The organism is Acutalibacter sp. 1XD8-36, from assembly GCF_009917525.1.
Lineage (GTDB): Bacteria > Bacillota > Clostridia > Oscillospirales > Acutalibacteraceae > Acutalibacter.
This window is the reverse complement of sequence record NZ_QZDU01000004.1, coordinates 175,906-187,731: the sequence shown is the minus strand read 5'-3', so window position 1 is coordinate 187,731 and position 11,826 is coordinate 175,906. Positions and strand designations below refer to the sequence as shown.

At 58.9% G+C, this 11,826-nt stretch carries 11 protein-coding genes; 3 read left to right on the top strand and 8 right to left on the bottom strand.

The genetic code is table 11. The features are described 5' to 3' along the window. The first annotated feature begins 223 nt into the window (after positions 1-223). Together D5270_RS08855 and D5270_RS08850 are read left to right on the top strand one after the other, a co-directional pair. Complete coding sequence (locus tag D5270_RS08855) at positions 224-841, top strand: hypothetical protein (RefSeq protein WP_166543757.1); 618 nt, start codon at positions 224-226, stop codon at positions 839-841. Positions 842-859: 18 nt separating this feature from the next. Further along, positions 860-1,489 (top strand): CpXC domain-containing protein, encoded by a 630-nt coding sequence (locus tag D5270_RS08850; protein ID WP_166543756.1) that lies wholly within the window; start codon positions 860-862, stop codon positions 1,487-1,489. Between the two features lie 97 nt (positions 1,490-1,586). On the opposite strand, the gene D5270_RS08845 is transcribed toward D5270_RS08850, so the two are convergent. The 8 genes from D5270_RS08845 to D5270_RS08810 form a co-directional block, all read right to left on the bottom strand. Continuing rightward, entirely contained in the window at positions 1,587-2,150 is a 564-nt protein-coding gene (locus D5270_RS08845; RefSeq protein ID WP_279286489.1) for a dipicolinate synthase subunit B, read from the bottom strand. Then, positions 2,151-3,020 carry a dipicolinate synthase subunit DpsA gene (locus D5270_RS08840; protein ID WP_166543755.1) on the bottom strand — a complete coding sequence of 290 codons (870 nt, stop codon included), beginning with the start codon at positions 3,018-3,020 and terminating at the stop codon, positions 2,151-2,153. Positions 3,021-3,195: 175 nt separating this feature from the next. Then, positions 3,196-4,944 carry an ABC transporter ATP-binding protein gene (locus tag D5270_RS08835; RefSeq protein WP_166543754.1) on the bottom strand — a complete coding sequence of 583 codons (1,749 nt, stop codon included), beginning with the start codon at positions 4,942-4,944 and terminating at the stop codon, positions 3,196-3,198. Then, positions 4,941-6,662, bottom strand: a complete 1,722-nt coding sequence (locus tag D5270_RS08830; RefSeq protein ID WP_166543753.1) for an ABC transporter ATP-binding protein — start codon at positions 6,660-6,662, stop codon at positions 4,941-4,943. The genes D5270_RS08835 and D5270_RS08830 overlap by 4 nt, the downstream gene beginning before the upstream one ends. A gap of 20 nt (positions 6,663-6,682) precedes the next feature. Further along, complete coding sequence (locus D5270_RS08825) at positions 6,683-7,141, bottom strand: GNAT family N-acetyltransferase (protein WP_166543752.1); 459 nt, start codon at positions 7,139-7,141, stop codon at positions 6,683-6,685. Between the two features lie 27 nt (positions 7,142-7,168). Next, positions 7,169-7,858: a carbon-nitrogen hydrolase family protein gene (locus tag D5270_RS08820; RefSeq protein ID WP_166543751.1), complete on the bottom strand. Its 690-nt coding sequence runs from the start codon at positions 7,856-7,858 to the stop codon at positions 7,169-7,171. Between the two features lie 14 nt (positions 7,859-7,872). Next, positions 7,873-10,242, bottom strand: coding sequence for an ATP-dependent helicase (locus D5270_RS08815; RefSeq protein ID WP_166543750.1), 2,370 nt, complete (start codon positions 10,240-10,242; stop codon positions 7,873-7,875). A 138-nt stretch (positions 10,243-10,380) separates the two neighbouring features. After that, on the bottom strand, positions 10,381-10,896 hold the full coding sequence (locus D5270_RS08810; protein WP_166543749.1) for a helix-turn-helix domain-containing protein: 516 nt from the start codon (positions 10,894-10,896) through the stop codon (positions 10,381-10,383). Positions 10,897-11,104: 208 nt separating this feature from the next. Here D5270_RS08810 and D5270_RS08805 point away from each other — a divergent pair, with 208 nt between their 5' ends. Then, positions 11,105-11,824 (top strand): HAD family hydrolase, encoded by a 720-nt coding sequence (locus D5270_RS08805; RefSeq protein WP_166543748.1) that lies wholly within the window; start codon positions 11,105-11,107, stop codon positions 11,822-11,824. Positions 11,825-11,826: the final 2 nt, after the last annotated feature.

Here is an 11,826-nt window from a genome sequence, read left to right as displayed (position 1 = left end):
CAACTCCCCCTCCCGCCGCGGGTAAAATATGTTCTATCTTACCACAGGCCATTCACGCAGTTCTACCTGCCCGGTGCTAAAGTAAAGTATTGTCGCGTTATATATTCCCCATGCTGTGCCCAATACAATTATTTTTGCCTTTTTTCCCCCTTAGGTTGACTTGCAGGGCTCAAAGAGTGTATAATTATATCTATAAGAAGACCACGGATACGGAGGTATGAATATGGCAAACTGGAAGGACCACGCGGAAAACGCCCTCACCGGCGCTCAGAGGCTTGCCGCCGGGATAAGGCGTAAAAACAGGCGCGCCGCTGCGCTCAACCGCCTGCGCACCGTTATCCGCTGCCAGGAGCGTGCTGCCGAGAAGGAGTACCTTGCCCTGGGGCGGTACTACTATAACGCCCTGCGGGATAAGGAAAACCCGGTGGCTGAGGAGCACTGTGCAAGGCTTGACGGAATAAACGCCATGTTGGACAGCACTCTCTCAGCCCTGGAGAAGGCCGCCCGGGAGGAGGACGCCTCCTGTATCGGGAGTATCGGGATAATCGGCGGCGCGGACGGGCCCACAGCTATAGTCACCGGGGACAAGAAGGGCACAATCTTCCACTTCGGCGGCGGGCCCTTGGAGATAACCGTCACAAGGGACGTGCCGTACCGCCCAGAGGAGGAGGAAATCACTGAAGCCGAGGAGATAGACTTAAGCGGCGTTGAGAGCTTCGACCACGACCCCATGCCGGAGGACTTCAGGCCCCAGGCTGACGAGGCCGGGGATAAAAACGGAGAGCCCGATAAGAGCGGCGCTGAGCTCACCGAAAACGACAGCCTCCCCTTTGAGGGCTAGGCGCGGAGGGATAAGGGAATGTCAACGGAGATTGTGAAGGATATCGTCTGCCCCCAGTGCGGCGAATCCCAGAAGTACAGGCTTTTCTCCAGCATAAACTCCAGGGAAAACCCTGAGCTGAAGCAGGCCATACTGGAGGAGACCCTTTTTGACTGGCGCTGCAGGCGCTGCAATTACTTTGCGGCTATGGCCTACCCCTTTGTGTATATCGACAACGAGGCAGGCTTTGTAGTCTGCACGGCCCCCGGGGGCAGCGGCAGCACGGTGGAGGCGACGCCGGTGCTGGGGCCCTATGTAAAGCGCAGGGTGAAGAACCTGGCGGAGCTCAAGGAAAAGCTGCTGATTTTCGACAGCAAGCTGGACGACGTGGCTGTGGAGCTGGTTAAGAACGCCCTTTGCACCATTATAAAGCGCAGCTATAATAACGTCCGGCTGCACGCCTATTTCAGCCGTATGGAGGAGGAGAAGCTGGAGTTTGCAATATACCTCCCCCGCAAGCCCGAGCCTGTGTACCACTCCACCCGCATAGAGGTGTACGCCCAGTCCCAGGAGGTGCTGCGCACCCTGAACTACTCGGACCCGGAGGATTTCTCCATAGTGGACGCGCGCCTTGCAAAGCGCATTATAGAGGAGTATCAGAACGCCTGAAAATAAAAACTGCAATACCCGGCAGGCACTCAGCCTGCCGGGTATTTTCTTTCGGCCCCTCAGCGGTATGGTATAGTAACCGTGTCTGCCGCCCGCGCTACCTGTATATGGGCTGGAGCTGCCTGCCCTCAATGGCCGCCTCAACGGTCTCACCCAAAAGGGAAAAGTCCGCCACCAGGGAGAAGGGCTTCTTAACCGGGTCGTCCTGGGAAAGGGGCACGAAGTATACGTTTTTCGTGTTCATCAGCCTTGCGGCGTTCTGCCCCGAGGCCGCTATTGCGTCGTTGCTGGCAAGGCATATTATCACCGGCAGGCCCACCCTTAGGGTGGACTTTACAGCCATAGTCACCGGGGTGTCGGTAATCCCCAGGGCCAGCTTTGAAAGGGTGTTGCCCGTACAGGGGCAGACTATCATCGCGTCCGCCAAATGCTTCGGGCCTATGGGCTCGGCCTCCACTATGGTGTGGAGCACCCGCCGCCCGGCAAGCTCCTCTGCACGCTCTATAAAATCCGAAGCTTTGCCAAAGCGCGTGTCCGTGCCGTACACGTTTTGGGACATTACCGGCAGCAGCTCGTACCTGTCCCGAAGCCCTGCCAGCTGCTCCAGCGCCTTATCCAGGGTGCAGAAGGAGCCGCACATGGCGAAACCCAGCGTTTGCAACTAAACCATCTCCTTTCTGTCTTCACCTAGCATATTATAAACCGTCTCCTTTATCAGCTCGCCCGAGGCCTTTGGGGACATCCTACCGGGTATGGACGGCGCGGACAGCACCCGGAGCCCCAGGCTCCCCGCCTCCTCCAGGTCGATGCCCCCAGGCGCTGAGGCCAGCTCTATTATCATTGTGTCTCCCCTCTGGCTCCTCAGCACAGGCGCGTCCAGCACCAGGGCGGGGACGGTGTTGAAGATAAGGTCGAAGGGCCTGCAAAGCTCGTTATAGCATAGGCCCTCACAGCCTATAGAGCGTATGGCCGTCAGGTCCTGGGCCTTTCTCGCGCTGCAGAGCACCCTGGCCCCCATCCCCCGGAGCATCATGCAGAGGGCCTTTCCTATGCGCCCAAAGCCCGTTACAAGGCAGCGGGAGCCGCAGAGGCTCCCCTCATACTCCTGTATCGCAAGGCCCACGGCCCCCTCCGCCGTCAGGTAGGCGTTGCCGGTGACAAGCTCCTCCCGGGAGTAGTAGTCCCGGCAGTCTATGCCCCGCCACAGGGGGGAGGTTTCAGTAAGCTTATTCATCATGCCGCCGAATACCCTGCTCTCAAGGAAGAGCCCCGCAAAGTTGCCGTCCAGCCGCACCTCCAGGTTCGAGAAGGGGGTATTGAGACAGCGCCCGTCCCGGGTAGCCGGAAGGGGGAGTATTATATTTTTGCAGCGCTCCACCAGGCTGTGCAGGCCGGTCTGCCTGAGCCCCGCCGTGTCCCGGGCGTTTTCAAGACAGCATATCAGCACCTCATGCCCGTCCCCCTGCATGGACCGCGCAAGGTACACCTGCCGGGCGTCCCCGCCGATTATGCCGAATATATCACAAACCATATCCTCGCTCCCTCTTCCGGTTTTCCCTGGGGGCTTGCCCCGCCCCCCGGGGATATTACATAATATGGAGGCATGTGGGATTAGGTGAATAGATAAAGTGAGGGCGCCCATTGTTAAGGCGCCCTCACTGTTAAGTTATAGCTGTTGGGTTATAGGAAAACCCATAGGCCCCGGTTTACGTTGACGCAAACTGGCTGTTATAGAGCTCCGCATAGAAGCCCCCCAGCCGGAGAAGCTCCCGGTGGCTGCCCTGCTCTATAATATGGCCGTCCCGCATTACCAGTATCACGTCCGCGTCCCGGATGGTGGAAAGGCGGTGGGCCACTATGAAGCTGGTGCGGCCCTTCATCATCTTGGCGAAGGCCTTCTGTATGCGTATCTCGGTGCGGGTGTCGATAGATGAGGTGGCCTCGTCCAGAATGAGCATCGGGGGCAGGGAGAGCATTACCCTGGCTATGCAGAGCAGCTGCTTCTGGCCCTGGCTAAGCCCGCCCAAATCCTCGCCTATCACCGTGTCATAGCCCTTTGGCATACGCTTTATAAAGCTGTGGGCGTGGGCGGCCTTTGCCGCCTGCTCTATCTCCTCAAAACTTGCCTCAGGGCGGCTGTAGGCGATATTCTCCCGCACAGTGCCGTTTTTCAGCCAGGTGTCCTGGAGCACCATGCCGTAGTTCCGGCGCAGGCTCCTGCGGGTGATATCCCTGATGTCCGTGCCGTCCACGGATATGCCCCCGGCGGTCACGTCGTAGAAGCGCATTAAAAGGTTTATAACCGTGGTCTTCCCACAGCCGGTGGGCCCCACCAGGGCGACCCGCTGCCCGGGCTCCACATTAAGAGTAAAGTCCTCAATAAGCCGCTGCCCGGGCTTATAGGAGAAGTATACCCCGTCTATCCCCACAGCGCCATCCGCCCTCTGAAGCTCCTGGGCGCTGTCATTATCGGGTATCTCCTGCTCCTGCTCAATGAGCTCGAAGACCCTTGCCGCACATGCCAGGGCGTTCTGCAGCTCCGTCACCACGCCGGATATCTCGTTAAAGGGCTTCGTATACTGGTTCGCATAGCTTAAAAAGCAGGTGAGCTGGCCCACGCTGAGCCCGCCCCCCACCACTGAGATGGCACCCACTATGCCCACCCCTGTGTACACCAGGGAGTTTACAAAGCGGGTGCTGGGGTTTGTGATGGAGGAGAAGAAGATGGCCCGAAGGGAGCAGGCCCGCAGGCGCTCGTTTATCTCGCTGAAGCGCTCCATGGCCCGGCGCTCCTGCCCGAAGGCCTTTACCACCTTCTGATTGCCCACAGTCTCCTCCACAAAGCCGGTCTGCTCCCCGCGCACCTGAGACTGGAGCCGGAACATATTATAGGTGCTCTTGGCTATAAACGCCGCCACCACAAGGGATATAGGGGTCACCAGCAGCACCACCAGGGTTATGGTGATATTTACTGAGAACATGAAGCCCAAGGTGCCCAGTATGGTTATGACCCCTGTAAAAAGCTGGGTGAAGCCCATTAGGAGGCCGTCCGCAAACTGGTCCACGTCGGCTATTACCCTGCTGACTATTTCCCCCGCCGGATGGGAGTCGATATAGCTCAGTGGGAGCTTCTGGAGCTTTTTAAAGGCCTCGTTCCTTATGTCCCTCACCACCCTATAGGTAATGCGGTTGTTTATCAGGCTCATGGCCCACTGGGCCATGGCCGCAAGGCCAACTATAACTCCTATCTTCACAAGTATTGAGAAGACGGCCCCGAAGTCCACGTTGCCCGGGCCTATTATATGGTCCACCGCGTCGCCGGTCAAAATGGGGATATAGAGGGTCGCCGCCACCGACGCCGCCGCCAGCAGCACCGACAGCCCCACGAAGAAGCTGTACCGCCGGATATAGCGCAGCACCTTTTTCAGCGTACCCTTGCTGGCCTTCTGCTTCATTTCCTGTCCCCCCTGTCAAATTGGGATTCGTATATCTCCCGGTATACCTCGCAGCTCTCTAAAAGCTCCTCATGGGAGCCCACTCCCACGGACTGCCCGTTGTCCAGCACAACGATAATGTCCGCGTGCTGGATGGAGGAGGCCCGCTGGGAGACTATAAACACCGTCGGCCCGTTGGGTAGACGGCTTATGGCCTGGCGCAGCTTTAAATCCGTGGCAAAGTCCAGGGCGCTGGCGCTGTCATCCAGCATGAGGATATCGGGCCTTCGCACCAGGGCCCTGGCTATGGTGAGCCGCTGGCGCTGGCCCCCGGAGAAGTTCCTGCCCCCCTGCTCCACCGGCTCGTCCAGGCCCCTGGGCTTCCCTGACACGAACTCCTTTGCCTGGGCGGTCTCCAGGGCCTGCCATAGCTCCTCCTCCGTGGCGTTCTCATTGCCCCAGAGCAGGTTTTCCCTGATGGTGCCGGTAAACAGCACGGCCTTCTGGGGCACAACGCCCACCCTGCCCCTCAGGGCCTCCAAATCCCAGCCCTTCACGTCCAGGCCCCCCACCTTTACGCTCCCCCCGGTTACATCGTAGAAGCGGGGTATCAGGTTTATAAGGGAGGACTTGCCGCTGCCGGTGCCGCCGATAATTCCCACGGTGGAGCCTGCCGGGGCCGAAAAGCTTATGCCGGAAAGTGATGGGCCCCCGGCGCCCTTATAGGTGAGCTCCACGTTCTCAAAGGACACCGAGGCCCTGTCCCCCCTGCCGCCCTCTGGTGGGCCGGACATTCCGGGCTCTATGTCCAGCACGCCGGAAATGCGGTTGGCGCAGGCCAGGGCCTTTGAGATATTTATAATGAGGTTTGCCAGCTTTACCAGCTCCACCAGTATCTGGGACATATAGTTCAGGAGCGCCACCACAGCGCCCTGGGTTATCACGGCGGTGTCGACCCGGATGGCTCCCACCCATATGAGCACCATTGTCCCAAGGTTTATAAGGATATATGTCATGGGGTTCATCAGGGCCGAGACCCGGCCCACAAACACCTGCAGGCGGGTGAGGGCGTTGTTCTCCCTCTCAAATTCCTCCGTCTCGGACTCCTCACGCCCGAAGGCCCGGACTACCCGCACTCCGGTAAGGTTTTCCCGGGTTGTGCCCAGCACCTTGTCAAGCTTCCCCTGCACCTGCTTATAGCGGGGCATGGTCCAGAGCATTACGCCGAAGACCACCACGGACAGCAGGGGTATCACCGCCGCAAAGATAATGGCGGCCTTCCAGTCGATGGTGAAGGCCATTACCATTGCCCCCAGCACCACGAAGGGCGAGCGCAGAAGGAGCCTTAGGGTCAGGTTTACGCCGTTCTGCACCTGGTTTATGTCGCTTGTCATGCGGGTGATAAGGGTAGACGGGCCCTGCACGTCCATGTCAGAGAAGCTCAGGCTCTGTATGCGCCCAAAGAGCGCCGCCCGCAGCCTTGCGGCGAAGCCCACCGAGGCCTTTGCCGCAAAATACTGGGCCGTAAGGGAGCAGGCGAGCCCCACTATCCCAAGGCCCACAAGCACCGCGCACATACGTACTATATACTCCCTGTCCCTGCCACCTATCCCGGTGTCTATCACCGCCGCCATCACCAAAGGCACCAGCAGCTCGAAGGACGCCTCCAGGAGCTTGAACAGCGGCCCCAGCACGCATTCCTTGCGGAAGCCCTTCATATAAACCAATAATTTCCTCACAGATACTGGCCTCCTTTACTTTATTTTACATCCATAATATATACCTGGCAGGGGTTCTGCTCATCCCATAGCCCCGGGAAGCACTCAAGCTCCAGGAAGCCCAGGCTTTTATAAAACAGGTTGGTCCTGTCGTAGTCGGGGTATTTCCCCTGCTGCACAGTCTTCACCGTCAGGAACTGAAAGCCGTTTTCCCTGGCGTAGGCATACAGCGGCCTGAAAAGCTCCCGGCCCAGGCCCCTGCGGTGCAGCTCCCGGCGGACCCCCATTACGTATATCTCACCGGCGCAGCCGCTTGTGGGCCTAAAGGCGATAAAGCCCGCCGCCGTGCCGGAGCATATATCCGCCCATACGGGCAGCTCCCGGCAGCTTGCGGCGTACTCCTCCACGGACTCCGGGTTCCCAAACCAGTCGGGCAGCGAGCTTAATATCTCCCGGCAGGCCTGCTCCTTCTCAGTTTTTTCCTTTAGCTCTGTTATCATGCTTTCCCTATCCCTCCAGACTTATACTTAAACGGCTGCCGCAGAGAGCGGCCCGAAAAGCTCCGGCCTCCTGTCGGCCATATAGCCTATGGGCTTTTCGCCGGATATGTCTATTTCCACCGTAAACGCGCCGTGCCTGCCCTGAACCTCAAGGAGCTCCCTGCCGCTGCTGTCAAAGGCAAAGGCCAGGGGCAGCTCCCCACAGAAATGGCAGCAGCCTACTGCCGGCACCTCGTTCTCAATGGCCCGGGCCCTGGCAATAGCCCGCCACTGTTCGTACTGGAGGGGGTGGTACATGCCGGTGCCGATAATGTTCACCATAAGCGCCGGGCCCTCCAGGGCCATCACCCGGCAGACCTCGGGGAAGTGCACCTCATAACAAATTGGCACAGCCAGCTTTCCAAGGCTGCTGTCAAGGCAGCGGATACGGTATCCCGGGCGCTTTCTCTCCCGCTCCCCGCCTGTCAGGATACACTTGGCGTACTGGTCCCTCACCCTGCCGTTTTCTATCGCCACCGCCTTCTCCCATTCGCCGTCCCTATAGCCCGCAAGCACCGTGCCGGGCCTTCCCACGGTCAGCTCCACAGCCAGCGCCAGGTCCTCCTTAGAGCGCAGGAAACCCTCGGGGAACACGGTTAAATCCGCCTGCTCCTCAAGGAGCAGGGGCAGCTCTCTCTGGGCGGCAAAGCGCTCGGGAACTGTCAAGCAAACTTTCAAAGTACCGCACCTCCTTAAAGCTTCGTGAGCCTTGCGAAGTTCGCCATGAGCTTCTTGGTCCCGGCCTTGTCAAAGGCTATCTCCAAAAGGGTGTCGTTTGCCATTGGGGTAGCGCCCAGGATGAGCCCGGTGCCGAAGGTCTTGTGCTGCACGCTGTCCCCCACCTTATAGGTGCCCGCGGGGGCGGGCTTATGGACCGGCGGCTTATAGGCGGGCTTGGCTTTTGGAGCCGCGGCCCCGGTGCCGCCGAGGGAAATGCTCTCCGGGCGGTAGGCGTACTCCCTGGAGCGACTACGCTCCATAAGCTCCCCCGGTATCTCGTCGGCAAAGCGGGATATCCTGTTATGGCTTGTGGAGCCGAATATCATGCGGCTCTCCGCGTTATATATATACAGCTCCTCCCTGGCCCTGGTGATGGCTACATAGGCGAGCCTGCGCTCCTCCTCCGCTTCCGAGGGGTCGTACAGCACGGCGCTGCCGGGGAATACCCCCTCCTCCCAGCCGGGCAGGAACACCACCGGGAACTCCAAGCCCTTTGCGGAGTGTATTGTCATGAGCACGGCGGAGTCGGCCCCCGCGTCGTAGTTGTCTATGTCGGTGAACAGCGCCACCTCCTCCAGGAAGCCCGAGAGGCTGGCCTCGCTGCCGTTCTCCTGCTCATAGCGCTGGAGCATTGAGGAGAGCTCCTGGACGTTCTCAATGCGCTCCTCGGCCTTCTCCGGTTCCTCTGTGCGCAGGAACATTGTATAGCCGGTCTGCTCCAGGAGTTCCGCATACAGCTCGCTGGGGGCCATGCCCTCCTCGGCCTTGTCTATCAGCTCCTGCATCATGCCGGCAAAGCCCGAGAGCTTCTTTGCGGCGGCCTTTGTGATTGCCGGGAACTCCTCCGGGTGGCTTATTACCTGGAACATGCTCTCCCCCACCTGCTGGCCTATCCCCGCGGCGGTGTCGGCGGTCTTGTCCCCTATGCCCCGCTTTGGGGTGTTCAGTATGCGCCTAAGCCTTATCTCGTCCCCGGGATTATTTATCACGCTGAGATAAGCTATCATGTCCCGGACCTCCCTGCGGTCAAAGAAGCGTGTGCCGCCGATTATCCTGTGGGGCACGCCGGACTTTGCGAACATCCTCTCGAAGGTAAGGGACTGGGAGTTCATGCGGTAGAGTACGGCGTAGTCGGAAAATTTCCTTCCCTTTGCAACCCCGTCCAATATCACCCTGGCGACCCTGTCCGCCTCGTCCTGCTCATTCTCGGCGGTGTGCAGGTGCAGCTTCTCCCCGGGACCGGCGGCGGTCCAGAGGGTCTTGCCCTTGCGCTCTAAATTATGGGCTATGACGGCGTTTGCCGCGTCCAGTATGTTCTGGGTGGAGCGGTAGTTCTGCTCCAGGCGCACCACCATGGCCCCGGGGAAGTCCTGCTCAAAGTTCATGATGTTCTCGATGGTGGCCCCCCGGAACTTATATATGCTCTGGTCGTCGTCCCCCACCACGCAGAGGTTGTTGTGCTTTGCCGCAAGCAGGCTCACAAAGCGGTATTGGGCGTGGTTTGTGTCCTGGTACTCGTCCACCATAATATACCTAAAGCGCTCCCTATAGTATTCCAGCACGTCCGGGCACTTCTCAAAGAGCCTTACGGTGTTCACCAGCAGGTCGTCGAAGTCCATGGCGTCGGAGTCGGCAAGGCGACGCTGGTAGGCCATATAGGCCCTGGCTATCACCTTGAGCCTGAAGTCCGCCCCCGCCTGGGACTCGTACTCCTCCGGGGACACAAGGCTGTCCTTGGCCCGGGATATCTCGGAGAGTATTGACTTATGGGAGATGTTTTTCTCGTTTATCTCAAGGTCCCGCATGACCTCCTTCATCAGGCGGCGGCTGTCGTCGGTGTCGTAGATGGTAAAATGGGAGCTGTACCCCAGCCGCTCCCCGTCCCGCCGGAGCATACGGGCGCAGCTTGAGTGGAAGGTGGAGGCCCAGATATCCTGCCCAGGCTCCCCAAGCATGGCCGAGAGGCGCTCCTTCAGCTCCCCGGCCGCCTTATTTGTGAAGGTTATCGCCATTATCCTCCAGGGCGCCGGGGCCGACACCGAGAGCCGGGCCCGGGTTATCTCAGAAAGCTCCCCGCCCTCAAGGTAGCTTTTGCAGCCTTCGGCGTCGTCCTCTGTAAACTCCGGCTGTATGAACGTGCTCTCATAGGCCTTGCCGTAGCGCACCAGATTGGCTATGCGGTTCACAAGCACCGTGGTCTTGCCGCTGCCTGCCCCCGCAAGTATCAGCACCGGGCCCTCTGAGTGGAAAACCGCCTGCTGCTGGCGGTCGTTCATGCGGGAGAAGTCCTTTCTCAGCACCCTCCGGCGCAGCTCCAGTATTTCCTCTTTATCAAACCCCATTTTCACATTACCTTTCTCATATGGATTCCAGTCCCCTAGATTTTACCATAAGCCGGGGCGAAAGGCAACCGTTTTGCCTGCAAAAATCAAAGGGGGCGGCCCCGCGCAGGAGGGCCGCCCCCTTTGATTTTCTCCCTGTTAATCCCTTTTCCTAACCAGCATAACGGCAACGCCTGCGGCTGAGCCGGTAAATATGAGGGGCGCCAATCTTATAAACACCCACTCAAAGGCGTGGTATGCCGTTCCCGCCACAGCGAGCTCCGGGTCGCTCCAGTCCCAGCCCTTATACGGGCTGTCCAGCACCACCAGAACCGCGAAGCAGATAAGCACCGCCGCACATATGGATAAAAGCAGCCAGAGAACCGCCTCCCTGCGCGCCGACTTCCTGCGCGCCAGCTGGAGGTTTATGACCTCCAGCTTCTCTGATATGGCCCTGAGCTCCCCAGGCTCCTCCCCGGCGACAGTTTCCCCCAGCAGGGTGCCCACCGGCGCTTCAAATACCTTTGATATGGATATGAGCATGTCCGCGTCCGGCACGGACAGCCCCTGCTCCCATTTGGACACGGTCTGGCGCACCACGTTCAGCTTTACCGCAAGCTCCTCCTGGGAGAGGCCCTTGGACTTTCTCATGGCCCTGATGTTTTCGCTTAACATTCTGCATAACCTCTTTTCTGCGAGTCTATGGCGTTATAGTAACCACTGCGGCACAGGTGTATCCGCACCGCTGTGTTTACTATATTGTACGGCTATCTGGCCGTTGCGTCAAGCAACGGAGATTAACACAGGGCCTTTTACGCCAGAAAAAATTGACAAAACCCATGATATGGTTTACAATACTGGAAAAGGCAAAGGAGCTGACTACTTGAAAAAGCTTAAGGATATTAAGGGTATATTTCTGGACTTAGGCGGCACGCTCGTGTACCCGCCCTCCGGAAGCTGGCTGTTTTCCCGGCTTGCATATAAGTATTTCCCCCGGGAAAAGCTGGCTGAGCCGGAGAATATGGAGCTTGTGCGCAGGGCCAATATGGAGCTGGAATCAGACCACCTTCTGAGCACCACCGGCGAGGAGCGGGAGCGCTTCGCCCGCTTCTATAGGACCCTGGCGCAGAAGCTACCGGAGCTGGGCATTACCTCAGGGGAGCTTGAGGAGATAACCGACGATAAGGTGTATAATATGGCAAACTTCCAAATCTTTGACGACACCGTGGAGACCCTTGAGGCCCTGAGTAAAAAATACAGGCTTGGAATCATCTCGGACAACTGGCCCTCGGTTTGGGATATGCTGGAGCAGATGGACATAGGTAAATACTTCCACTGTGCCACCTACAGCTTCCAGCTAAACGCCTTCAAGCCGTCCCCGGCCATGTACCGGGACGCCCTTTCTAAAATGGGTCTGCCCCCTGAGAACACCCTGTTCGTCGACGACCTGCCGGGGAATGTGCTGGGGGCGCAGAAGGAGGGCATATGCCCGGTGCTCATACGCCACCCGGTGCATATGGGGCTGATGGGCCATACCGAGCCCATTGAGGGGGTGCACAGTATCGACCGCATTTCCGGGCTTTTGGAGCTGCTGGATATATGAGA